This window comes from Bradyrhizobium sp. JHI2711 (assembly GCF_056156565.1).
Window position 1 is genome coordinate 1,674,686 of sequence record NZ_JBPZPT010000002.1, and the last position, 22,190, is coordinate 1,696,875.

The window sequence follows — 22,190 nt, forward strand, 5'->3', positions numbered from 1 at the left end:
GATCGGTCCAAAGGCATGATGCCGCCCTTCCGTACCGGTGAAAGCCCGGTATGTCCCCTCGTGAAAATGTAAACGCGTACATAAAGGGACATTCGCAATGTCAAGCCTGCTTACGAACTCGACTGCCATGACCGCACTCCAGACCCTGCGGTCTGTGGGTTCGCAACTCTCCACCACGCAGAACCGGATCTCGACCGGCCAGCGCGTCGCCACCGCGTCGGACAACGCCGCCTATTGGTCGATCGCAACGTCGATGCGCTCCGACAACGCCGCGCTCTCTGCCGTCTCCGACTCGCTCGGCCTGTCGGCCGCGACCGTCGACACCGAATATACCGCTCTGACCTCGGTGATCGGCGACAAGGACTCGGGTCTGACCAAGCTCCAGGCGCTGCTGGTCCAGTCCAAGACCGCAGGTATCGATCGCACCAAGATCCAGGCGGACATCACCCAGATCCAGCAGGACATGAAGCTGAAGGCCAACTCGGCGACCTTCAACGGCATCAACTGGCTGAGCACCACGACGGGTACCACCCCGACGAGCTTCAGCCTCGTGTCATCCTACTCGCGCGTCGGCGGCACGCCCACCATCGGCTCGATCACGGTGACGACGGCCAACTACACGCTCTACTCGACCACGCAGACCGGCATTCTGGATACTGTGGCTGGCAGTGCGTCGGTCGACACGATCAACATCGCCGCGCTGACCGACTCGGCGGCCGACCAGACCACGCTCGATGGCTACATCGCGCAGGTCACGACTGCGATCAACTCGGTGGCCTCGGCCGCCGCCAATCTCGGTGCCGTCAAGAACCGTATCTCAACCAACACGAACTTCGTGAAGTCGCTGATGGACTCGGTTGACCGCGGTGTCGGTCAGCTCGTCGACGCCGACATGAACGCGGAATCCACCCGCCTGGCCGCCCTTCAGGTCCAGCAGCAGCTCGGCGTGCAGGCGCTCTCGATCGCCAACAACAGCAGCCAGAGCATCCTGTCGCTGTTCCGCTAAGACGGAGGTCATCGGAGGAGGGCCGCGCTTCTCGCGAAGCGCGGCCCTTTCGCTTGGGTATGGCCACGCGTGCCCAAGTCCGGCCGCCTGTTGCGGCCGGAACACAAGGCCACAAGCCCCGCACAAGCTTCGCTCGCTAACCTCGCCGCTACGACAGATTGGGCCTTGAACCCGCGTTTGCGGCACGCCCAAAGGCATGACGCCGCCCTGTCGTACCGGTGCAAGCCCGGTATGTCCCCAACTCAAGTCAATCTTCAAAGGGACATCAAAAATGGGTTCTAGTCTTCTCACCAACTCCTCCGCCATGACCGCGCTGCAGACCCTGCGGTCTGTCAGCACGCAACTCGCCACCACGCAGAACCGGATTTCCACCGGTCAGCGCGTGTCCACCGCTTCGGACAACGCCGCCTATTGGTCGATCGCAACGTCGATGCGCTCCGACAACGCCGCGCTGTCCGCTGTCTCCGACTCGCTCGGCCTGTCGGCTGCGACCGTGGACACCGAATACACCGCTCTGACCTCGGTGATCGGCGACAAGGAATCCGGCCTGACCAAGCTCCAGGCGCTGCTGGTCGAAGCCAAGACCGCGGGTATCGACCGCACCAAGATCCAGGCGGACATCACCCAGATCCAGCAGGACATGAAGCTGAAGGCCAATTCGGCGACCTTCAACGGCATCAACTGGCTGAGCACGACGACGGGTACCACCCCGACGAGCTTCAACCTCGTCTCGTCCTACTCCCGCGTCGGCGGTACGCCCACCATCGGCTCGATCACGGTGACGACCGCCAACTACACGCTCTACTCGACGACGCAGACCGGCATCCTGGACACCGTGGCCGGCAGCGCCTCGGTCGACACGATCAACATCTCCGCGCTGACCGATTCGGCGGCCGACCAGACCACGCTCGATGCCTACATCGCGCAGGTCACCGCCGCCATCAACTCGGTGGCCTCGGCAGCTGCCGATCTCGGCGCGGTCAAGAACCGCATCTCGACTAACACGGAATTCGTCAAGACCCTGATGGACTCCGTGGATCGCGGCGTCGGCCAGCTCGTCGACGCGGACATGAACGCGGAATCGACCCGCCTTCAGGCCCTGCAGACCCAGCAGCAGCTCGGCGTTCAGGCGCTGTCGATCGCCAACCAGAACAGCCAGAGCATCCTGTCGCTGTTCCGCGGCTAAGCGGCGCTCTCGAAAACGACCGTGCTCCCCCAGGGAGCACGGTCTCCGCCGTGATGGTGGGCGCCGACACGCGATATGCCGGCAATCGAACCTTCGTCATACGTCTTGCGACACGCCGCAGCCGGTCGGGCTGCAATGCGCCCGAGCGCTCGCTCGCGGCTGCCAAACCGATTGCGTCGCCTCGTCTTGCATAATTGCAACGCCTCGCCAGCGAACCCACACCTTCGCGCCTCGCGCAACCTTCAGACAAGGTTGGCAGCTGAGTGTCGTCACCATTCGCATTGGTACGAGGTCATATGCTCAGTCGTGCGCAGGTACAGCAACTGCTCAACAATCTGCTGGAGCTTGGGCCGCGACGCCTGATGGCCTTGGGACTGATCGGTTTTGCGGTTCTCGTCACCGTCGTCGGCGGCGCCTATTATCTCAGCCGCCCCGAGTTCGAAACGCTCTACACCGGCCTCACCCGCGAAGACGTGACGCGCATCGGCGCGGCGCTGCGCGAGCAGAACATCACCTTCGACGTCAATTCCGCCGGCGATGCGATCTCGGTGCGTCCGAGCCAGACCATGCAGGCGCGGATGCTGCTGGCCGAGAAGGGGCTGCCGACCAGCGCCAATTCGGGCTACGAGCTGTTCGACAAGATCGGTTCGCTCGGGCTGACCTCGTTCATGCAGGAGGTCACCAAGCTGCGCGCGCTCGAAGGCGAGATCGCCCGCACCGTCCAGCTGATGAAGGGCGTGAAGGCGGCGCGCGTGCATATCGTGCTGCCGGTGCGCGGCTCGTTCCGCGCCACGCAGCAGCCGCCTTCGGCATCGGTCGTGCTGCGCACCGACGGCGCGATCGAGGCGCGCACGGCGCAGTCAATCCGGCATCTCGTCGCCGCCGCCATTCCCGGCATGAGCCGCGACAAGGTGACGGTGCTCGATGCCGACGGCTCGATGCTGCTCGCCGAAGAGGACGAGGCCAGCGCCGCGCCGACCAAGATGGCGAGCCTGCAGAAGACGGTCAGCGGCATGGTGCAGGAGAGCATTCGCAAGGCGCTGACGCCGTATCTGGGCCTCGACAACTTCGAGGTGAGCGTCGCTCCGCAGCTGTCCACCGACAAGCGGCAGATCAACGAGACGGTCTACGATCCCGAGAACCGCGCCGAGCGCTCGGTGCGGGCCGTACGCGAGAAGGAATCCTCGCAGAACGCCGACCGCTCGTCGCCGACCACGGTGCAGCAGAATCTCCCCGACCAGCAGGTGAATGCGGGCGGCGGCAAGAACTCCAGCGAGGACAAGACCCGCCGCGAGGACGTCACCAATTTCGAGGTCTCCTCCAAGACCACAACGACGGTCAGCGACGGCTATTCCGTCAAGAAGCTGTTCATCGCCGTCCTGGTGAATCGCGCTCGGCTGGTCGCCGATCTCGGCGACAAGAGCAACCAGGCCATCATCGACAGCAAGCTCGCCGAGATCAGCCAGCTCGCGGCGACCGCGGGCGGATTGGACAAGGCGCGCGGCGATCAGATCCAGGTGACGGCCGTCGATTTCATCGAGGGCTCGCGTGAGCTGGCGCCGGTGCCGCCGATCAGCTTCGTCGAGATGATCAACAAGCAGCTCGGCAGCGTCATCAACGCGATCACGATCCTGGCCGTGGCTTCGATGCTGGTCTGGTTCGGGCTGCGGCCGGCGGTCAACGGCATCCTGACCCATCGCGCGGAGCAGGAGCAGGCCGAGGCGGCCGAGGCCGCCCAGCTCGAGGCCTCGGCGGCCCTTGCGCTGCCCGACGGCGAGGAGGCCGAGCTCAACCTCGTCGAAGACCTCGAAGGCAAGATGCAGCGAACGCCGCAGAAGCGGCTCGAGCAGATCGTCCGGCTCGATCAGACGCAGGCGGCGGCGATCCTTAAAGACTGGATGCGACGCGAGGAGGCGGCATGAACGCGGCAATCGGAAAACTCCTGACGCAGTTCGATGCGAACGGCCGGGTCAAGTCGTCGCCGCCGCCCCCGCCTCCAAAAATCCAGGACGTGCTGACCAGGCCAAAGGAGGCGAGGCGCGATCCGCAGCCTCAATCGCAGCCGCAGGCCCACACGCAGCTTCAGGCTCAGTCCCCTGCGCCCGCGACGGAAGCGCCGCCGGTCAATCTCCTGGACGATGCCTATCGGCGCGGCCATGCCGCGGGCGTCGCGGAAGGCGACGCCAAATTGGCCGAGGAGCGCGTCCGCAGTGCGATCCGGCTCGGCGAAGAGCGGGCCAAATGGTCCGACCAGCAGGCGGTCGCGATCGTCAGCGGCTTCGAGGCGGCCTGCCGCGAGATCGAGACCAACATCGCAAGCTCCGTGGCGCGGATCCTGCTGCCGTTCCTCGCCGATGCGGTGCGCGACAAGGCGATCGGATCGCTGGTCGAGCAGATCGCGGCGCTGACCGGCAGCTCGTCGGCGCCCGCCTTCAAGGTCACCGGCCCGAGCGAGCTGCTGGACCTCGTGAAGACGCAGCTCGAGGCGTCCAGGCGAACGGGCATCGCATACGTGGCCGCCGAGACGCTCGAGGTGCGCGTCGTGGCCGACCAGACCGTGATCGAGACGCAGATCTCCGCCTGGAGTGAACGCCTCAAGGAAGCGCGCCGGTAGTCCGCCATGGAGGAGGTCAAGCATGAGATCGTGATCGTCCGCCGCCGCAGCGCCTTCGCCGAGGAGGCGCATCACGGCGGCGTCTGGAAGATCGCCTATGCGGACTTCATGACCGCGATGATGGCGTTCTTCCTGGTCATGTGGCTGCTCAACGCGCTCAACCAGGACCAGAAGCAGGTCGTCGCGAGCTATTTCAATCCGATCAAGCTCGCTGAGAACTCACCTGCCCCAAAGGGCCTCAAGGATCTCTCCAACAAGGAGCCGTCGTCGTTCGAAGGCCAGGACGGCAAGCGTCAGCCGGCCGGTACGAACGAGGAAAGGCGCGGCGATTCTCCGACGGCTGAGAAGCCGGCCTCTTTCGAGGAGAAGGTCCTGTTCCGTGACCCCTATGCGACGCTCGCCGAGATCGCCAACAGCGCGAACCAGTCGACGGGCCAGCGGCGCGCCGGCGCTCTGACCTCCGCTGAAGAGGACGGCCTCAAGGGGGGCGATGCCTATCGCGATCCATTCGATCCGGGCTATTGGAAGCTGGCGCCACAGGCGTCCAAGGACGCCGATCGCTTCATCGAGAGCGAGCCGAAGCCGAATGCCTCCGCGCGAGACGGCGCAGCCGGAGCAAATCCGGGCGAGGTGCAGGCGCGCCGGAGCAGGACGGATGATGCCGGCGGCAACGTGGCTCCGGGCCCGGAGAGCTCGTCCGCAAGCCTATCGCCGCTGATGCCGCCGGGCGCCGCACCGACGCAGTCGCCGCGCGAGGGCAGCGCCCAAGCTGGCGTCCAGGTGAGCACCGCCCCGCAGGCTCGTCCCAACGATGCGGCGAAGGAGCCGGAGGCGCGCGACGCGGCGCAAACACAGCAGCCCACCCTCAAGCAGCTTCAGTCCGCGGTCGCGGAGGCGCTGTCGGACATCAAAGCAGGGGCGGGGCCGGCGGCCGAGGTGCGTCAGGTCGAGGAAGGGCTCCTGGTCAGCCTCACCGACGATGCGAGCTTCGGCATGTTCGCGGTCGGCTCGGCGGAGCCGCGGCCCGAGCTGATCCGCGTGATCGACAAGATCGGGCCGCTGCTGATGAAGCGCCAGGGCATGATCATCGTCCGCGGGCATACCGACAATCGGCCGTACCGGTCGGAAACTTACGACAATTGGCGGCTGTCGACTGCTCGTGCGCAGATGGCCTATTACATGCTGGTCCGCTCCGGCGTCGATGCGCGGCGGATCGAGCACATCGAAGGCTACGCCGATCGGCGGCCGAAGTTCCCCAACGACCCGGCGGCCGCCCAGAACCGCCGGATCGAAATCCTGATCCGGGAGAAGCGCCCTTGATCAGGCTGCTGCGCCGCGCCGTCTTGCTGCTGCTGCCGTTCATCGCGGCAAATGCGCTTGCCCAGCCTGCGCCTCAGGGCAGCGAACCCTATGAGCTCGTCCGCGCGCTGCAAGCGGTGCAGGACGGCATCGCCAATGGCGACACCGCCGCACATGGCAGTCATATCGCGCTGATCCGGCAAATCGGCGAGAAGTTTCTCGCGGCCGATCCCGCAGTGTGGAGCAATCCGCGGAACGGCCAGGCGGTCGTTATCTACCTGCTCAGCGGCGGTGCGCCGCAAATCGTCCGCAAACTGCCGCGCGACAAGTTGACCGTCGACGAGCGGCTGTTCAACGGTGCGCTCGCCTATGTCGAGGGTCGCCAAGAGGAAGCACGGGAGCTGCTCAAGGAGATCAAGCCGCGGACGATTCCTTCGGGACTGGGCGGACAGGTCGCGCTGGTTCAGGGCGCGCTGTTCGCGCGCGCCGAGGCCTCGCTCGCGATCGAGCGCCTGGACGATGCGCGCCTGCTGTTGCCCGGCACGCTGGTCGAGGAGGCGGCCCTGCGGCGCGAGATCCTGCTGGTGGGGCAGGCGGAGGATTTCGAGAAGTTCGAGTTCCTGACGCTGGCCTATATCCGCCATTACCGCAACTCGATCTATGCTGGCGATTTCTGGCAGCGCTTCTCCGCGGGGCTGACGCAATCGAGCCTGGCACTCGACGAGCGCCGCTTTGCGCGGATCTCAGCCTTGCTCGAGCAGATCGATCGCGCCAGCCGCCTCAAGCTCTATCTCATGATGGCGCGCGCCGCGATGGTGCGCGGACGGCTGACCGTGACCCGGCTGGCCGGCGAGCGGGCATTGACCCTCAGCGCGGATACATCGGCGGAACGCGAGCGCGCCCATTTCCTCCGCGGCGCCTCGCGCGTGCTCACCGACGAATATGACGGCGGTCTCGCCGAACTGAAGGCGCTCGACCGGTCGAAGCTGCCCGAACGCGACGTCCCCCTTCTCAATGCCACGGTGCAGCTCGCGCTCGACGTCCGCAAGCCGTTCGCGGGCGGATCCGCCGCGGCGGCGGATAAGCCCCCGGCAACGCCGGCGCGACTCGATCTGGCGTCATCGACCGCGACGCTCGCACGCGCGCAGAAGCAGCTCGGGGAGCTCGAACTCCTGACCAAGGATCGCCGGCCATGACCAAGCTCAGCGGAACCTCCGGACAGCTCTTCAACGGTCTCGCCGAGAGTCTCAACATGCGCGGGTCGCGCGCGGCAAAGGGTGCCGCGACCAAACCACAGGCGAACTCGTCCTTCAACGATCTGCTCCACACCGTCTCGAATCTCGCCAAGCAGGCGCTGAGCGAAGACGGCAGCGAGGCGGCCGCGAAGACCGGAACGCTGCGCACGCGTTCGATCCATCCGGCCGAGCAGGAGCAGCCGAAGGAGGCGGCGCCGCGCGAACGCGTCGCGACCATTGCTGATCCAAAGTCCATGGACGAGACCTCCGACACCAAGTCCGACAAGCTGGCGGAGCAACCACGTCCGGTCGATCATCTCACCGGGACAGATCGCCAGGATCAATCCGGCATCGCTGTGATGGTCGGGCAGGAGATCGCTGCTGTGTCTGCCGTGAAACCGCAGATGCAAGTGCCCTCCGCAGACAAGGACGCGCCCGCGCGTGACGAGCGGTCGCCCTCGGCGAAGCACGAGGCACCGGGCGCGGTGAAGGCGGCGACCGGCGATGCCGGTCCATCCAGTCCTGCCCCGGCCGGCGCGCGCTCGCAGGCGGCGGCTTCGCAAGCGATGGCGGCGTCGCAATCTGCGCTGACGCAAGGTGCGGAAGCCTCGAGCGCAAGGCCGGCATCACCCGGCTTCGAGGCGGTTACGGCCGATGTCGAGCGCGCTGCCAAGGCTTCGGCGCGCGCCGCGCTACCCGAGACAACCAAGGTCACCGTGGTCCAGCAGGAAACCCATCTGCCACCGGCGCAGTTCAACGCCCCGCAGCAGGTTGCCAATGCAGTCGTCGCCGAGCTGAAGGAGTCCTCGGCACCGGCTGCGTCCGCGGCACCCGATCTCGCCGCATCCCAGACCAACGCACCGGATCAGCCGCTCAGGATCCTGACGGTCAATCTCGAACCGCCCGCCCTCGGCAACGTCACGGTGCGCCTGCGTCTCGTCGGCACCGAAGTGTCCGTCCAGCTCGCGGCCGAGCGCAAGGACACGAGCCAGATGCTCGACCAGCAGCGCGACCAGATCCGCGAGCTCATGCAGTCGGCCGGCTACGTCGCCGACGTCGCGCCGGTCCAGCACGGCTCGCTGGACGGATTCCAGAGCGGCTCCGGCCAGTCCCAGCCCCAGCTCTCGGGCCAGCAACAATCCTCGCCGCAGTCGCAAGGCGCGTTCGGCGGTGCCGGCACGTCGTCGGGGCAATCCGACGGCGGCGCGAAACAGGCTCGCCAGGAGCGCCAGTTCAACCAGGAGACGCGTCATGAGCAGGACGTGGCGCCGCATCACCGTCGCGGCCCTGTTTATCTGTAACGCGAGCGCTTCGGAAGCCGCCGCCGAGACTGCGCGCCCCTGCGAGCGCGAGATGACGCGCGCGGCCCGGCAGCATGGGATTCCGCTCGGCATTCTCTATGCGGTGGGCCTCACCGAGACCGGCCGGCGCGGCGCGCTCCATCCTTACGCGCTCGGGGCCGACGGCCAGACCGTGTTCGCCAAGGACATCAACGATGCAATCGCGAATTTCGAGGCGATGCGCAGCAAAGGCATCAAGCTGATCGATCTCGGCTGCATGCAGATCAACCATTATTATCACGGCGACAAGTTCGCTTCGGTCCGGGCGATGTTCGATCCCGCGGGGAACGTCGAATACGCCGCGCGGTTCCTGAAGGAGTTGAAGCAGCGCGAGGGCAGCTGGACCATGGCTGTCGCGCGCTACAACGCGGGTCCCAACAATCAGCCGGCGCAGAAGCGCTATGTCTGTCACATCGTTGCGCATCTCGTCTCGAGCGGTTTCGGCGCGTGGACGGACAAGGCGCGCTCGTTCTGCCAGCCCAAGACGAGCTGAAGCAGAGCTGACCGGACCACGACAAGTTGTGCATCGCGCCCAATCATCAGCCCCGCGCAAGCAAGAACCCCCATTGTAGCTGCAACCTACCAAAGGAGCCCAATTCATGAGCCTGTATGGTGTTATGCGCACCGGCGTTTCCGGGATGAACGCGCAGTCCAACAAGCTGTCGACGGTCTCGGACAACATCGCCAACGTCAACACGACGGGCTACAAGCGGGCTTCCACGGAATTCTCCTCGCTGATCCTGAAGAGCGGCTCCGGCAATTACGATTCCGGCGCGGTCGAAACCAAGGTCCGCTATGCCATCAGCGACGGCGGCAATACGCAGTATACCACGTCGACCACGGACCTCCGCGTCCAGGGCAATGGCTTCTTCGTGGTGTCGAACGCCAACAACACGCAGCAATATCTGACGCGGGCCGGCTCGTTCGTGCCCGACAGCCAGGGCAATCTGGTCAACGCGGCCGGCTTTTATCTTCTCGGCCAGCCCGGCAACGTGACCAACTTCTCGCAGAACAGCCTGTCCGGGATGCAGATCGTCAACATCGCCCAGGTCTCGCAGATGCCGGTGCCGTCAACGGCGGGAACGCTCACGACCGGCAACCTGGATCCGAAAGCGGCTGTCATTGCTGGCCCGCCCGGCCCGGCGTCATATTCATCGAAGAGCTCGATCGTGGCCTACAACAATATCGGCCAGGCCGTTACGCTCGACGTCTATATGTCCCACACGGCGACGGCTGTCGGCTCGGATACCTGGCAGATCGGGGTCTACGACTCCGCGACGGGCACCTCGCTCGGCGCCGCCACCACTTTCACCTTCGACACCACGGCGGCCGGCAGGGGCGCGCTCGCCGCGGCGAGCCCGACCGGTCTCGCCTTCACCGTTCCCGGAGGTGCGGCGATGACCTTTGACCTGTCGAACTTGACCCAGGTCGGCACCGACTTCAGCTTCAAGGCCACTGTCAATGGCAGCGTTCCCTCGGCGATCGACAAGGTCGATATCGACGATGCCGGCCATGTGACGGCGATCCTCAAGAACGGGCAGCAGCTGACGCTCTACACCATCATGCTCGCCGACGTCGCGAGCCCCGACAATCTGACGCCCGAGCCCGGCAACGTCTATTCGACCAACATGAATTCCGGCAACGCGCAGGTCGGAAATGCCGGCACGGGTGGGCTCGGCACGATCCAGTCCAGTGCCCTGGAGGACTCCAACGTCGACCTTGCGGACGAACTCACCGGCATGATCGAGGCCCAGCGCGGCTTCACGGCGAACTCGAAATCGTTCCAGACCGGCTCGGATCTGCTGGATGTCGTCGTCAACTTGAAGCGCTGAATTCCTCGGCGCTCGTTTCGGGCAAGAGCACGCCATGTCGCTTACCGCCGCTCTCAACTCGGCTCGCTCCTCGCTCATGGCGTCGAGCGTTCAGTCGTCGGTCATCTCGCGCAACATCGCCGGTGCCAGCGCCACCGGCTATTCGCGCAAGCTCACCGTGCTGGACAATCTGCCCGGCGCCGGCGTCTATGTCGCGGCGATCCAGCGCGCCGCCAGCTCGGGCCTCTACAACAACGTCCTGATCGCGACCTCGTCGTCCGCCAAGCAGACCGCGATCTATGACGGCCTGCAGAAGATCGCCACCGCGACGGTGGACGATCCGGAGCTCGACCAGTCGCCGACGGCGCAGCTCAACGCGCTGAAGCAGGCGTTGCAGAAATATGCCAACGCCCCTGACAACGCCACCCTGGCGCAGGCGGCCGTCGCGTCCGCCAAGGACATGGCGACCGCGCTCAACCAGGCGACCCGGACCGTGCAGTCGGTCCGCGAAAGCGCCGATGCCGACATGAAGACGTCGGTTCAGAATATCAACCAGTTGCTCTCCCGGTTCGAGACCGTGAACACCGCGATCGTGAAAGGCACGATCTCCGGCGACGACATCACCGACTATCTCGATCAGCGCGACAGCATCGTCTCGCAGCTGTCGCAGGAGGTCGGCGTCAACATGTCGATCCGCCCCAACGGCGACGCGGCGCTCTACGCCGATAGCGGCGTGGTGCTGTTCGACAAGACGGCGCGGACGGTGAGCTTTGCGCCGACGAATGCCTACACCGCCGGCACCACGGGCAACGCCGTCTACATCGACGGGGTCCCGGTGACCGGCGCCAATTCGGTGATGCCGCTGAAGTCGGGCAAGCTCGCAGGCCTCGCCCAGCTGCGCGACCAGGACACCGTCACCTATCAGGGCCAGCTCGACGAAATCGCGCGCGGCCTGATCAATACGTTCAGGGAAAGCGATCAGACCGCCGCGGCGCTGCCCGACGTTCCCGGTCTCTTCACCTATCCGGGCGCGCCGGCGATGCCGGCGAGCGCGACCGTCTCGGTGGGCCTCGCCGGCACGATCTCGGTCGCGGCCTCGGTCGATCCGAGCCTGGGCGGCAACCCGAATTTGCTACGCGACGGCGCGATCAGCGGCAACCCCGCCTACCAATACAACACCGCCGGCAACGGCGGCTATTCGGCCCGACTGCAGCAGCTCATCGGCGGCATGGATGCCGCGCAGCCGTTCGATGCAACGACGCAAGGCAAGCCGAGCGGCAGCCTGATCGACTTCGCATCATCATCGGCGAGCTGGATCGAAAACCAGCGCAAGACCGCCGACGCCAACTCCGAGTACCAGAGCACATTGCTCAACCGCAGCATCACGGCGTTGTCAAACGTCAACGGCGTCAACATGGACGACGAAATGGCCTTGATGCTCCAGGTCGAGCGAACCTATTCGGCCTCGTCGAAGATCATCTCGACCGTCGATGAAATGCTGCAGAGCCTGCTGGCCGCCGTGGGGAACTGAGCCATGATGAGCGCGAATTACGTTTCCACCCTGATGCTGTCCTCGTCGTTGAGGTATTCGATCACGAACAACCAGGCGGCGCTGAGCAAGGCCTCGACCGAAGCGACCACCGGCCGCTTCTACGACGTTGGTCTGGAACTCGGTGCGACGACGGGAAGCGACCTCACGCTGCGGGCGGACTGGAGCTTTGCCGACCAGCTCGTCGACACCAACGGTCTCGTCTCGGGACGCCTGGACGTGACGCAGAACAGGATCACCCAGCTCAACAAGACCGCGACCGACTTCCTCAAGGATCTGATCGCGGCCCGCAGCACCGACGGCGGCGGGCGGGTCATCCTGCCGCCTGCATCCTCCAATCTCCAGGACCTGATCGGCGCGTTGAATGTCTCCTATAACGGCTCGTCGCTGTTCTCGGGCATCAACACGCAGAACGCGCCCATCACGCCGTACGCCGCGGGCTCGGCCAGCAAGAACCAGGTCGATGCCGATTTTCTCGCGGCCTTCGGCTTCCCGCAATCCTCGCCCGCCGTGGCCACCATTACGCCGGCCCAGATGCAGACCTTCCTGGACACCACCTTCGATGCCGAGTTCGCGAGCCCGGCCTGGAACACCAACTGGTCGTCGGCGACTGACCAGACCATGCAAAGCCGAATCTCCACCACCGAGATCGCGGACACGTCAGTGAGCGCCAACGAGATCGGCTTCCGCAGGCTCGCCGAGGCCTACACCATGATGGCCGATCTCGGGAATGTGAACCTGAGCCAGGAGACGTTCCAGGTCGTCGTGGACAAGGCCATCGGCCTCGTCGGCAACGCCATCAACGATCTCGCTGCGCTCGGCGGCAGCGTCGGCACGGTCCAGCAGCGGGTCACCACCGCAACCGCCAAGCTCAAGACGCAGCAGGACATTCTGAACAATCAGATCGTCGGAATGGAAGCGGTCGATCCGACCGAAGCCTCGGTCCGGGTCAATACGCTGCAGGCGCAGATCCAGACTGCACTGGCGCTCACCTCGCAGCTCCAGAAGATCAGCCTCATCAATTATCTCTGAGCCAAGGCTGCGCTGTCAGGCTCGTAACCTTTGTCCAGTTGTTCGGTTTTCTGCGAAGAGTGGTCCTGATGACGTTTGAAGCCTATGAAGCGGTCGTTGACGATAGTGGCTATGAGGCGCGCAGCCGTGAGCGGCAGGCACTCAGCCTTGGCATCGACCGGCTCGAGCGGATCCAGAAGGGACGTTTCAGCCCCGAGGATCAGGTCGAGAGCCTGCTCTATGTGCGGCGGCTGTGGACGATCTTCATCGAGGATCTCGCGCACCCGGACAACGGCCTGCCGGACAAGCTGCGTGCCGACATCATCTCGATCGGCCTGTGGGTGGTCAAGGAAGCCGATCGTCTCCGCGAGCAGCGGTCCAGCGACGTGGTGCAGCTCATCGAAATCAACCGCCTGATCCGAGACGCGCTTTAATGAAGATCTCCTTGCGCGCGGGCGAACGGGTCTACATCAACGGCGCGGTGCTCCGCGTCGACCGCAAGGTCTCCGTCGAGCTCGTCAACGACGTGATGTTCCTGCTCGAAGGGCAGGTCATGCAGGCGTCCGACGCCACCACGGCCCTGCGGCAGCTCTATTTCATCGTCCAGCTCATGCTGATGAACCCGACCGACGTTCGCGACGCTGCGGCGCTCTACGCCCAGCATCACGCGGCCCTGTGTGCCGTTTGCGAGAACCGCGAGATGCTCGATGGGCTCGGCGCGATCCACGAACTGGTTGGGGCGACCCGCTATTTCGAGGCGCTCAAGCGGATTCGCGCGTTGTTTCCGGTGGAGCAGGCCATCCTGGCCGGCGCCGCCGCCGTTTCCCCAGTCGAAGCTGCCTGACAGCGGAGAGACAAGATGAACGTCACCAGCGCGACCGACAGCACCAGCAGATCCAGTTCGACCGACACCAACTCGACGACGTCGAGCAACAGCGTGGACTACAACACGTTTCTCCAGCTCCTCATCGCCCAGATGAAGAACCAGGATCCGACCAATCCCATGGACACCGCGCAGTATATGAGCCAGTTCGCCCAGCTCTCGACGGTCGAGCAGGCGATGCAGACGAATGCGAAGCTGGACGCGCTGCTGTCCTCGCAGTCCTTGTCGCAGGCCAACGGGCTGATCGGGAAGACGGTCAGCTTCACCGACTCGACCGGCGCGACCTTTAGCGGCAAGGTCGTCTCGGTCTCCATCAACAGCGACGGCTCCATCGCGACGCTTCAGGACGGCACCAAGGTCGCGGTCGGACCGGGCCTCACGATCAGCCAGTCATGAACGAGCGGGACGCCCTCGATATCGTCCAGGCGGCGATCTGGACCATCATCGTCGCCTCCGGGCCCGCGGTCGGCGCTGCCATGCTGGTCGGCACCGTCATCGCGCTGATCCAGGCGCTGACCCAGATCCAGGAGGTGACGCTGACCTTCGTTCCGAAGATCATTGTCATTCTCCTGGTCGTTGCCGTCTCCGGCTCCTTCATCGGCGCGCATCTGTCGACCTTCACTGAGATGGTCTATTCCAGGATCGAGCGCGGCTTCTGATCCGGACGGCCCCGGCACCATCCCCGCGTAAGCTTTGCGCGGCAGATTGCGACCGGACCCCTCTGCCGGTGACCCATGGCCGATACGTTAGCTGCTAGCCCCCCCAATCCGCGTCGCCTCGGAACGGATGCCTTCTTTGCCGCCGGCATCGTGACCATGCTCACGATCCTGTTCCTGCCGATTCCTCCGATCCTGATCGACCTCGGCCTCGCGTTCTCGATCGCGTTGTCGGCCCTGATCCTGATGGTGGCGCTGTGGATTCAGCGCCCGCTCGACTTTTCGGCCTTCCCGACCGTGCTGCTGATCGCGACGATCCTGCGCCTCGCGCTGAACATCGCGACGACGCGCCTGATCCTGTCACGGGGCGGGGAGGGTGAACATGCGGCCGGTCACGTCGTTGCCGGCTTCTCGAAATTTGTCATGGGCGGCGACTTCGTCATCGGCCTCATCATCTTCGCGATCCTGGTGACGGTGAATTTCGTCGTGATCACCAAGGGCGCGACGCGTATCGCCGAAGTCGGCGCCCGTTTCACCCTGGACGCCATCCCGGGCAAGCAGATGGCGATCGATGCGGACCTGTCCGCCGGCTTGATCGACGACAAGGAAGCGCAGCGACGGCGCCGCGAGCTCGAAGAGGAGAGCGCGTTCTTCGGCGCCATGGACGGCGCCTCGAAATTCGTCCGTGGCGACGCCATTGCCGGTCTCATCATCACCGCGATCAACATCTTCGGCGGCATCGTCATCGGCGTCACCCATCACGGATTGACTCTGTCCCGCGCGGCCGACGTCTACACCAAGCTCTCCGTCGGCGATGGTCTGGTGTCGCAGATGCCGGCGCTGATCGTGTCGCTGTCGGCGGGCCTCCTGGTCTCCAAGGGCGGCACCACGGGCTCGGCGGAGCAGGCGGTGCTGCGGCAGCTCGGCGGCTATCCGCGCGCGGTGTCGGCCGCCGCGCTGATGATGTTCGTGCTCGCTTTGATGCCGGGACTGCCGATGGCGCCGTTTGTGCTGCTTGGGGGTGTCATGGCCTTCGTCGGCTATTCGTTGCCGAAGCGGCAAGCTGCGCTGAAGCAGAAGGAGGAGGCCCGCAAGGCCGACGAGCGCGCGCAGGCTGAGGCCAAGGAGTCCGTCAAGGAGCAGCTCAAGACCGCCGAGATCGAGCTGGCGCTCGGCGGCCACCTTTCAATCCATCTGTTGGGCTCGCGCACCGAGCTTGCCCACCGCGTGGCCAAGATCCGCAAGAAATTCGCCAAGCAGTACGGCTTCGTCATTCCCGAGATCAAGCTCACGGACAATCTGTCGATCGATCCTAAGAGCTACCAGATAAGGATTCACGACACGCGCGTTGCCCATGGCGAGCTCAGGCTCGGCGAGGTGCTGGTGCTGGTCGACAAGGACGGCAAGCCCGACGTGCCGGGCGACGAGGTGATCGAGCCTGCGTTCGGCATGAAGGCGCTGTGGGTGACGGAAGCCTTCACCGACGAAGTCAAGCGGCAGGGCTGCAAGCCGGTCGACAATCTGTCGGTGCTGCTCACGCATTTGAGCGAAGTGATCAGGGCGAACCTTGCCCAGCTGCTGTCCTACAAGGACATGCGTGCCCTGCTCGACCGGCTCGATCCCGAATACAAGCGCCTGGTCGAGGATCTCTGCCCGTCGCAGATCTCCTATTCGGGCCTGCTGGCGATCCTGAAGATCCTGCTTGCCGAGCGAGTCTCCATTCGCAATCTTCACCTGATCCTCGAGGCGATCGCCGAGATCGCGCCCCATGTGCGGCGCTCCGAGCAGGTGGCGGAGCACGTTCGGACCCGGCTCGCCCAGCAGATCTGCGGCGATCTCTCCGACAATGGCGTGCTCAACGTGGTTCGTCTCGGTAACCGCTGGGACCTCGCTTTCCACCAGAGCCTGAAGCGCGATGCCAAGGGGGACGTCGTCGAGTTCGACGCAGACCCGCGCCTGATCGAGCAGTTCGCGACCGAAGCCAGCGCCGCGATCCGGAAATTCACCGACAGCGGCACCAGCGTGGTGCTGGCAGTGACGCCGGAAGCGCGCCCCTATGTCCGGATGATCCTGGAGCGGGTGTTCCCGACTTTGCCGATCCTGTCGCATGTCGAAGTCGCGCGCAGCGCCGAGATCAGGGCGCTCGGAGCCATATCGTGATCTCAGGGCTCGCCGACAGCGTGCTGGTGACGTTCATCGTGTTTTGCCGCATCGGCGCCTGCCTGATGCTGGTGCCCGGCTATTCCAGCGTCAACGTTCCGCCCCAGGTGCGCCTGTTCGTCGCACTGGTCACGACGTTTGCACTGACGCCGATCCTGATTGCCGTCCTGAAGCCGCTCACGGACAACGCGGCTCCCCTGACGCTCGCGCTCCTGATCTGCTCCGAGCTCGTGGTCGGCAGCGTCATCGGGCTCGGCGGGCGCGTGTTCTTCCTCGCCCTCCAGACCATGGCGACCATGATGGCGAGCGCGATCGGGCTGAGCAACATCCCGGGCACACCGATCGCCGACACCGATCCGGCGCCGGCCCTGGTGCCGCTGATCATGGCGGCCGTCACCACGCTGTTCTTCATGACCGACCAGCACTGGCAGGTGCTGCGGGGGCTGATGAACTCCTACGACGTCTGGAAGCCCGGCAGCAGGCTGGGCGGCAGCGTCGCGCTCGAGCTGCTCGTCGGCCGCCTTTCGGAAGCGTTCGTGCTGACGCTGCGGATCTCGAGCCCTTTCATCGTCTATTCGGTCATCGTCAACCTGGCGGTCGGCCTGATCAACAAGCTGACGCCGGCCATTCCGGTCTATTTCATCTCGGTGCCCTTCGTGCTGTTCGGCGGCTTCCTGCTGCTCTACCTCACCAGCGACGAGCTGCTGACGCAGTTCATGCTGGGCGTGTCGTCGTGGCTGGCGGAGTGACCGGGTCATGACATCGCGCGCGGACAAGCTCGGCCGGATGGTCTCGCTGGTGAAGCTGCAGCTCCGGCTGTCCGAATGGCAGCTCGCGCAATTGCGGCAGCAGGAGCGCAGCCTGCAGGACGAGCAGGAATGGCTGGTCGGAGCCTTGAACGATGGAAAGCCGCCGGCGGGATCGTCGAACGAATCGATCGCGCGGCGTCTCAACAGGGCGAGCGTCGGCGCCCGTGCGGTGCAGGCGCAGGCCGCGCAGCAGCTCGACCAGGTTCGCCGGGAGACCCGCCGCGTGAAACAGCTGGAGGAGGTCGCCAAGGCCGCACTCGCAGACAAGCTCCGCGATGCCGAGAAGCGCTCGCTCGAGGACATGACGGGAACGAGCCTTACCGTGCACGCCTGGACGCCACAGCCAGCCAACCGGAACAAGACATGATCGTGACAGCGACGCCCGACCTCGTCCTCGACGTCCTCGAAGCCGCGGACCCCGCGACGCAGCGCGCCGCGACCGCGAAGCTCGACGCGCTGAAATCGTCGGACGCCGATTTCGCCGCCACGATGGAGGCGGAAGTCGGCAAGGCCAAAGCGGCGACCGCCGATCAAGCCGCGGCGAAAGTCGCGGAAGCGCAGTCGGGTGCCGTGAATGGCGCGCCGGTGCAGGTGATCAAGGCGCCGGCATCCGGCGAGGTTTACCGGAAGTTCGAAGCCTTCATCCTCCAGACCTTCGTCGAGACGATGTTGCCGAAGGAGTCGGAGGAGGTCTTCGGCAAGGGCACGGCTGGCGGCGTCTGGAAGTCGATGCTTGCAGAGCAGCTCGGCAGCCAGCTGGCAAAGGGCAACGGTGTCGGCATCGCCCGGCAGCTCGCCGCCGCGCATCAGGCTGGACCGGACGCTGCGAAGGCCAAATCATGATCCGCGAATGGGTGACAGAAGTTGAGAGGTGAATTTCCAATGCAGGCACAAGAAGGCGCGGTGGCCGTGGCGATGGACCAGGCGGTCGCGGACACCGAGATGGTGACGACGGAAGCCGCAGCGAGCGATGCGCTGCTGCCCGTGCTGCTGCCGATCGGGGGTGACGAGGCAAGGGTCGACGCCGCGGACACGGTGAGATCGGACGAAATGCGTGGCCTGCTGGCCGCAATCCGCCGGCTTGCGACTATCGTCGAGGAGGAGACGACCGCACTCGCGACCGGCCAGAAGATCGATTTCGACGATTTCAGCGCGCGGAAGAGCCGGAGCATGCTCGAGTTCGTCCGCCTGATGCGGGCGCGGATGCACCTCGGCGGCGAAGTCGAGATCACCGAGGAGATTCAGCGGCTGCGCGAGAAGCTCGAGCGGAATCGCTCCATTCTGGAAATGCACTACGACGCGGTCCGCGAAGTCGCGGGCATCATCGTCAAGGCGGTCAAGGACGCCGAGTCCGACGGCACCTATACCGGTCGCACGGCGCAGGACGGAAAATGATCAGGCTGGTGCTGGCCGGGCTTTGGGTATGCATCCTCACGGCAGGCACGAGCTATGCCGTTGCCTATTGGAAGGAGAAGGGCAGCCTGCTGCCGGCGAAGGACGAATATCTCGAAGGGCTGCAATATCAGAAGACGCGGGCGCTGAGCGTGCCGATGGTCGAGAACGGCAATGTCCAGGGCTACATCGTCGCGCGCTTCGTCTACACCATGGAGGCGCGGACCATGCACCAGCTGAACGTCCCGCCGGAGCCGTTCGTCGTCGACGAGGCCTTCCGCAGGATCTACGCCGACGATCGTCTCGACTTCAGGAAGCTTGCCCGTTACGACCTCGCCATCCTGACGACGGCCATCAAGCAGCGCGTCAACGAACGGATGCAGGGTGACATCGTCCAGGACGTCCTGGTCGAGGACTTCAACTACGTCTCCAAGGAGGAATTTCAGCAGAAGCCGTAGCTCTTTTCTGCGGCCATCCTTCGAGAGGCCGCTACGCGGCTCCTCAGGATGAGGACGGAATGCGCGGCGCCAGTCTCAGCGCGCACCGCGGCCGATTAGCCTCATCCTGAGGAGGCGCGTCAGCGCCGTCTCGAAGGACGAGGCGTGCGCTCAGTTCGCTGCCAAAAGTGTAACGGCCTCCGCGAAGCTGCTTCGCAGAGGCCGTTGCCGGTTCGTGGCGCTGTCCTGCCCTGTCAGTTGCCGGCCGGGTATGCCGCGGGGGCGGCCTGCGCCCGGTTCAAGAGGATGCCGACGTCCTCGAGCTCCTGCACCGGCTCGTCGAGAGTTTCGCCCGCCGGGATGTTGAGGCGGTAGCCGACGTAACGCCTTGCCACGATCGCGTCGAAGCCGAGGCGGTCGCGGAGCTTCTTGCGCAGCTTGCTGACGTGGCTCTCGATCACGCTCTCGTCGAAAGTGGACTCGAAGATGCCGTAGACCGCATTGAAGATCTGCGTCTTGGTGATCCACTTGCCGTGATTGGCCACCATATATTCGAGAATGCGCAGTTCGCGGCGGGGCAGGGTGAGGGCGTGGCCCGCGATTTCGGGATCACGGCCGTTGAAGAAGACCTGGATCCTGCTCTCGCAGGGCCTCGGCAGCTCGCCCACCCGGCGGCGCGCGATCGCGGCCGTTCGTGCCAGGATCTCGCGCAGGTGGATCGGCACGTGCACGACGTCGTCCACGCCCGATTCGAACAGCTCCAGCGTGTTCTTGAGCATCTTCTGGCCGCTCATGGCAATGATGGGAGCCGAGGAGCGCTTGCGCATCGCCCGCGGCAGGCTTCCGCGGGCATCGCAATCGCCGAGGAGAAAAGCGTCCACCGCCGCCAGATCGGACTCGCTCGCAGATTGCAGCCAGTCCCAGAATTCTCCGGAGGAGAACCCGATCGACGATACGCCTTCGCGAACGAGCCCTCCGACATAGCTGTTCGCGACGCTCTCACGATCATCAACGATAATATACATCAGTCTTTCGCCCCTGTTTCGCACTTGTTGCGGCCGGTTGGTTGTTGTGATGCTCCGGCTCGGCAACGATGCTGTTTGACGACATTCCATCCCGCGAACCGTTGTTGTGGTTTCGATATTCGCGGGCAGCCCTACGCGTTCAGTGCCTGCGTCTCGCAGGCCTGTTACTTCAACTCGATACTGAAACGCTTACTGCGTGAGGCTCGGCGGGTGTCTTACTGATCACCTCGCGGAGCAGATTGAGAAACGACCTAGAACAGTTGCGCCAAGTTGCTCATCGCGTCCGAACACTGCTGAACCGTGTCGATCTCCTCGCCAACTGGCGAGAATCACTTGAGTAGAACCGTAGCGATTGCCGTTTTCCGATCAAGCGTGCGGAAGAAAGCGATTGCTAAATGCGCTTGATGCTGTTGATTCGTTTCGGGTTGTTTCTTGATGTATCCAAACGCATCAGTTGATTTTGTTACCAAACTAGTTCTGCACCGTGCTGGTTGTATAGTTCCGCATCCCCGTACAATTACAGCTATTTCGGGCGGTGCTCCCGAGTGCGCACATTGATGGGTTTTCAACCCCGGATTGACTCTGGAACTCGCTTTCCGAGATGCGGCAGTTCGACTCACGTCTGCGCCGCGACTCCAGCTTGATGAAATCTTGGCGAGTGTGTGTCTTTCGAGTCGCACTATCGCCACGTGTATGGCGCGATCGACTCATGCGACGTCGCATCGCGCGCGATGAAGGGGTTTCGACGCACACGTTTCAGGCAAGCTTCGGCAAGTAACGTCGTCGCTCGACAGACCGAAACCGAACGGAGCATTTTCATATGTTGTCCGATGGACAAGCTCGCCCCAACGCGACCGCGGATGCTTCCGCGGCGGCGAAGCCGGCGCTGGAGGCGAGCGATACAATGGACAACGCGGCGCGGACGACCAAGCCTGCCGCGAGCGCAAAGCGCGTATCGGCCGCGGCGAACGACGAGGCTCTCGCAAAGGAGGCACTCGACGGCTTGAAGCGGATTCGTGCCAAGGCCCGCCTCGACAAGATGGCGATCCCGAAGCCGGCGCCGGTCGTGATCAAGCCGGCCGTGATCGTGGCGAAGCCGCCGCCACCCCGTCCGACCTGGGTCGCGCCGCTCGCAACTCTGGCGGTCGCTGCCATGCTGGTGGTCTGCGCCTGCACCGGCGTGATCGCCTATCTCACCACCCAGCCCGCGCCAAACAACGTTGCGGCCAATGCAGAGATCAGGATTCTGCGCGAGACCGTCGCGCAACTGCGCAAGCAAGTGTCGGGCGTGTCTGAAAACCTCGATGGCTTGCGGACCGCGGTCGATCAATCCAGCAAGGTCACGAACGATCGCTTCGGCCGGTTTGCCGAGAATCTCGACCGGATCGAGCGGGTGAGCTCGTCGTCTACGGTGAAGCTCGACAAGCTCGCTCAGGTGCAAGCCCAAGCCCAAGCTCCCGCGCCGGCGACGGTGCAGACGCAGCCGGTGTCAGCGCAAGGGCCGATGATGGCCGCGGTCGCCGCGCCCGAATTCACGGGATCGGTGCCTGCACCCGAGCGTGCATTGGCGCCGCGCAAGGCGATCAAGGGCTGGTCGGTCCGCCAGGCCTATGAGGGAATTGCGATCCTGCAGGGCCCGAACGGTGTCATCGAAGCCGTGCTGGGACAACAGGTGCCCGGTCTTGGCCGCATCGAAGAGATCAGGAACGAGAACGGGCGCCTGGTGGTGGAATCAAGCGGCGGCGTCATCTATTCGTCGCGCAAGGCAACGCCCTGA

23 protein-coding genes are annotated in these 22,190 nt (G+C 64.7%); 22 read left to right on the forward strand and 1 reads right to left on the reverse strand.

What is annotated here, in order from left to right; all coding sequences use genetic code 11:
* The first annotated feature begins 97 nt into the window (after positions 1 to 97).
* The 21 genes from ACTEK7_RS20460 (at position 98) to ACTEK7_RS20560 (ending at position 19,409) form a co-directional block, all read left to right on the forward strand.
* Complete coding sequence (locus ACTEK7_RS20460) at positions 98 to 1,006, forward strand: flagellin N-terminal helical domain-containing protein (RefSeq protein WP_057030125.1); 909 nt, start codon at positions 98 to 100, stop codon at positions 1,004 to 1,006.
* 271 nt (positions 1,007 to 1,277) lie between these two features.
* On the forward strand, positions 1,278 to 2,192 hold the full coding sequence (locus ACTEK7_RS20465) for a flagellin N-terminal helical domain-containing protein (protein WP_057030126.1): 915 nt from the start codon (positions 1,278 to 1,280) through the stop codon (positions 2,190 to 2,192).
* Positions 2,193 to 2,488: 296 nt separating this feature from the next.
* Positions 2,489 to 4,114 carry a flagellar basal-body MS-ring/collar protein FliF gene (fliF, locus tag ACTEK7_RS20470; RefSeq protein WP_225134443.1) on the forward strand — a complete coding sequence of 542 codons (1,626 nt, stop codon included), beginning with the start codon at positions 2,489 to 2,491 and terminating at the stop codon, positions 4,112 to 4,114.
* Complete coding sequence (locus ACTEK7_RS20475) at positions 4,111 to 4,806, forward strand: FliH/SctL family protein (protein WP_036027422.1); 696 nt, start codon at positions 4,111 to 4,113, stop codon at positions 4,804 to 4,806. The genes fliF and ACTEK7_RS20475 overlap by 4 nt, the downstream gene beginning before the upstream one ends.
* A gap of 6 nt (positions 4,807 to 4,812) precedes the next feature.
* Positions 4,813 to 6,126, forward strand: a complete 1,314-nt coding sequence (locus ACTEK7_RS20480) for a MotB family protein (protein ID WP_225146812.1) — start codon at positions 4,813 to 4,815, stop codon at positions 6,124 to 6,126.
* The gene (locus tag ACTEK7_RS20485) at positions 6,123 to 7,301 is read left to right on the forward strand and encodes a chemotaxis protein (protein ID WP_225146813.1); all 1,179 of its coding nucleotides are present in this window, start codon (positions 6,123 to 6,125) and stop codon (positions 7,299 to 7,301) included. Before ACTEK7_RS20480 ends, ACTEK7_RS20485 begins: the two co-directional genes overlap by 4 nt.
* Positions 7,298 to 8,641 carry a flagellar hook-length control protein FliK gene (fliK, locus tag ACTEK7_RS20490; protein WP_225146814.1) on the forward strand — a complete coding sequence of 448 codons (1,344 nt, stop codon included), beginning with the start codon at positions 7,298 to 7,300 and terminating at the stop codon, positions 8,639 to 8,641. Before ACTEK7_RS20485 ends, fliK begins: the two co-directional genes overlap by 4 nt.
* The gene (locus ACTEK7_RS20495; RefSeq protein ID WP_057030130.1) at positions 8,592 to 9,173 is read left to right on the forward strand and encodes a transglycosylase SLT domain-containing protein; all 582 of its coding nucleotides are present in this window, start codon (positions 8,592 to 8,594) and stop codon (positions 9,171 to 9,173) included. The genes fliK and ACTEK7_RS20495 overlap by 50 nt, the downstream gene beginning before the upstream one ends.
* 106 nt (positions 9,174 to 9,279) lie before the next feature.
* The gene (locus ACTEK7_RS20500; protein ID WP_225146815.1) at positions 9,280 to 10,512 is read left to right on the forward strand and encodes a flagellar hook protein FlgE; all 1,233 of its coding nucleotides are present in this window, start codon (positions 9,280 to 9,282) and stop codon (positions 10,510 to 10,512) included.
* Positions 10,513 to 10,546: 34 nt separating this feature from the next.
* Positions 10,547 to 12,022 carry a flagellar hook-associated protein FlgK gene (gene flgK / locus ACTEK7_RS20505; protein WP_057030131.1) on the forward strand — a complete coding sequence of 492 codons (1,476 nt, stop codon included), beginning with the start codon at positions 10,547 to 10,549 and terminating at the stop codon, positions 12,020 to 12,022.
* 3 nt (positions 12,023 to 12,025) lie between these two features.
* Positions 12,026 to 13,072, forward strand: a complete 1,047-nt coding sequence (locus tag ACTEK7_RS20510; protein ID WP_225146816.1) for a flagellar hook-associated family protein — start codon at positions 12,026 to 12,028, stop codon at positions 13,070 to 13,072.
* Between the two features lie 68 nt (positions 13,073 to 13,140).
* Positions 13,141 to 13,485, forward strand: coding sequence for a flagellar biosynthesis regulator FlaF (gene flaF / locus ACTEK7_RS20515; protein ID WP_036007043.1), 345 nt, complete (start codon positions 13,141 to 13,143; stop codon positions 13,483 to 13,485).
* Positions 13,485 to 13,895, forward strand: a complete 411-nt coding sequence (flbT, locus tag ACTEK7_RS20520; RefSeq protein WP_036007045.1) for a flagellar biosynthesis repressor FlbT — start codon at positions 13,485 to 13,487, stop codon at positions 13,893 to 13,895. Before flaF ends, flbT begins: the two co-directional genes overlap by 1 nt.
* A gap of 15 nt (positions 13,896 to 13,910) precedes the next feature.
* Entirely contained in the window at positions 13,911 to 14,330 is a 420-nt protein-coding gene (flgD, locus tag ACTEK7_RS20525) for a flagellar hook assembly protein FlgD (RefSeq protein WP_036007048.1), read from the forward strand.
* Positions 14,327 to 14,593 (forward strand): flagellar biosynthesis protein FliQ, encoded by a 267-nt coding sequence (fliQ, locus tag ACTEK7_RS20530; protein ID WP_025034323.1) that lies wholly within the window; start codon positions 14,327 to 14,329, stop codon positions 14,591 to 14,593. The genes flgD and fliQ overlap by 4 nt, the downstream gene beginning before the upstream one ends.
* 75 nt (positions 14,594 to 14,668) lie before the next feature.
* Complete coding sequence (flhA, locus tag ACTEK7_RS20535; RefSeq protein ID WP_225146817.1) at positions 14,669 to 16,750, forward strand: flagellar biosynthesis protein FlhA; 2,082 nt, start codon at positions 14,669 to 14,671, stop codon at positions 16,748 to 16,750.
* Positions 16,747 to 17,499, forward strand: coding sequence for a flagellar biosynthesis protein FliR (gene fliR / locus ACTEK7_RS20540; RefSeq protein WP_036007054.1), 753 nt, complete (start codon positions 16,747 to 16,749; stop codon positions 17,497 to 17,499). The genes flhA and fliR overlap by 4 nt, the downstream gene beginning before the upstream one ends.
* Before the next feature lie 7 nt (positions 17,500 to 17,506).
* Positions 17,507 to 17,926: a hypothetical protein gene (locus ACTEK7_RS20545; protein WP_036007058.1), complete on the forward strand. Its 420-nt coding sequence runs from the start codon at positions 17,507 to 17,509 to the stop codon at positions 17,924 to 17,926.
* Positions 17,923 to 18,402, forward strand: a complete 480-nt coding sequence (locus tag ACTEK7_RS20550; RefSeq protein ID WP_225146818.1) for a rod-binding protein — start codon at positions 17,923 to 17,925, stop codon at positions 18,400 to 18,402. The genes ACTEK7_RS20545 and ACTEK7_RS20550 overlap by 4 nt, the downstream gene beginning before the upstream one ends.
* A gap of 39 nt (positions 18,403 to 18,441) precedes the next feature.
* Entirely contained in the window at positions 18,442 to 18,954 is a 513-nt protein-coding gene (locus ACTEK7_RS20555; RefSeq protein WP_225146819.1) for a flagellar biosynthesis protein FlgN, read from the forward strand.
* Complete coding sequence (locus ACTEK7_RS20560; protein WP_225146820.1) at positions 18,951 to 19,409, forward strand: hypothetical protein; 459 nt, start codon at positions 18,951 to 18,953, stop codon at positions 19,407 to 19,409. The genes ACTEK7_RS20555 and ACTEK7_RS20560 overlap by 4 nt, the downstream gene beginning before the upstream one ends.
* A gap of 233 nt (positions 19,410 to 19,642) precedes the next feature.
* Here the strand turns inward: ACTEK7_RS20560 and ACTEK7_RS20565 are convergent, their stop codons facing one another.
* Complete coding sequence (locus ACTEK7_RS20565) at positions 19,643 to 20,413, reverse strand: response regulator transcription factor (protein ID WP_192893304.1); 771 nt, start codon at positions 20,411 to 20,413, stop codon at positions 19,643 to 19,645.
* Between the two features lie 820 nt (positions 20,414 to 21,233).
* Here ACTEK7_RS20565 and ACTEK7_RS20570 point away from each other — a divergent pair.
* The gene (locus tag ACTEK7_RS20570) at positions 21,234 to 22,190 is read left to right on the forward strand and encodes a hypothetical protein (RefSeq protein ID WP_225146821.1); all 957 of its coding nucleotides are present in this window, start codon (positions 21,234 to 21,236) and stop codon (positions 22,188 to 22,190) included.

What these genes read in the sequence shown, in the direction of transcription:
- ACTEK7_RS20460 (WP_057030125.1), top strand. Translation starts at nt 98, where the DNA reads ATGTCAAGCCTGCTTACGAACTCGACTGCCATGACCGCACTCCAGACC.
- ACTEK7_RS20465 (WP_057030126.1), top strand. Translation starts at nt 1,278, where the DNA reads ATGGGTTCTAGTCTTCTCACCAACTCCTCCGCCATGACCGCGCTGCAG.
- fliF (WP_225134443.1), top strand. Translation starts at nt 2,489, where the DNA reads ATGCTCAGTCGTGCGCAGGTACAGCAACTGCTCAACAATCTGCTGGAG.
- ACTEK7_RS20475 (WP_036027422.1), top strand. Translation starts at nt 4,111, where the DNA reads ATGAACGCGGCAATCGGAAAACTCCTGACGCAGTTCGATGCGAACGGC.
- ACTEK7_RS20480 (WP_225146812.1), top strand. Translation starts at nt 4,813, where the DNA reads ATGGAGGAGGTCAAGCATGAGATCGTGATCGTCCGCCGCCGCAGCGCC.
- fliK (WP_225146814.1), top strand. Translation starts at nt 7,298, where the DNA reads ATGACCAAGCTCAGCGGAACCTCCGGACAGCTCTTCAACGGTCTCGCC.
- ACTEK7_RS20495 (WP_057030130.1), top strand. Translation starts at nt 8,592, where the DNA reads ATGAGCAGGACGTGGCGCCGCATCACCGTCGCGGCCCTGTTTATCTGT.
- ACTEK7_RS20500 (WP_225146815.1), top strand. Translation starts at nt 9,280, where the DNA reads ATGAGCCTGTATGGTGTTATGCGCACCGGCGTTTCCGGGATGAACGCG.
- flgK (WP_057030131.1), top strand. Translation starts at nt 10,547, where the DNA reads ATGTCGCTTACCGCCGCTCTCAACTCGGCTCGCTCCTCGCTCATGGCG.
- ACTEK7_RS20510 (WP_225146816.1), top strand. Translation starts at nt 12,026, where the DNA reads ATGATGAGCGCGAATTACGTTTCCACCCTGATGCTGTCCTCGTCGTTG.
- flaF (WP_036007043.1), top strand. Translation starts at nt 13,141, where the DNA reads ATGACGTTTGAAGCCTATGAAGCGGTCGTTGACGATAGTGGCTATGAG.
- flbT (WP_036007045.1), top strand. Translation starts at nt 13,485, where the DNA reads ATGAAGATCTCCTTGCGCGCGGGCGAACGGGTCTACATCAACGGCGCG.
- flgD (WP_036007048.1), top strand. Translation starts at nt 13,911, where the DNA reads ATGAACGTCACCAGCGCGACCGACAGCACCAGCAGATCCAGTTCGACC.
- fliQ (WP_025034323.1), top strand. Translation starts at nt 14,327, where the DNA reads ATGAACGAGCGGGACGCCCTCGATATCGTCCAGGCGGCGATCTGGACC.
- flhA (WP_225146817.1), top strand. Translation starts at nt 14,669, where the DNA reads ATGGCCGATACGTTAGCTGCTAGCCCCCCCAATCCGCGTCGCCTCGGA.
- ACTEK7_RS20545 (WP_036007058.1), top strand. Translation starts at nt 17,507, where the DNA reads ATGACATCGCGCGCGGACAAGCTCGGCCGGATGGTCTCGCTGGTGAAG.
- ACTEK7_RS20550 (WP_225146818.1), top strand. Translation starts at nt 17,923, where the DNA reads ATGATCGTGACAGCGACGCCCGACCTCGTCCTCGACGTCCTCGAAGCC.
- ACTEK7_RS20555 (WP_225146819.1), top strand. Translation starts at nt 18,442, where the DNA reads ATGCAGGCACAAGAAGGCGCGGTGGCCGTGGCGATGGACCAGGCGGTC.
- ACTEK7_RS20560 (WP_225146820.1), top strand. Translation starts at nt 18,951, where the DNA reads ATGATCAGGCTGGTGCTGGCCGGGCTTTGGGTATGCATCCTCACGGCA.
- ACTEK7_RS20565 (WP_192893304.1), bottom strand. Translation starts at nt 20,413, where the DNA reads ATGTATATTATCGTTGATGATCGTGAGAGCGTCGCGAACAGCTATGTC.
- ACTEK7_RS20570 (WP_225146821.1), top strand. Translation starts at nt 21,234, where the DNA reads ATGTTGTCCGATGGACAAGCTCGCCCCAACGCGACCGCGGATGCTTCC.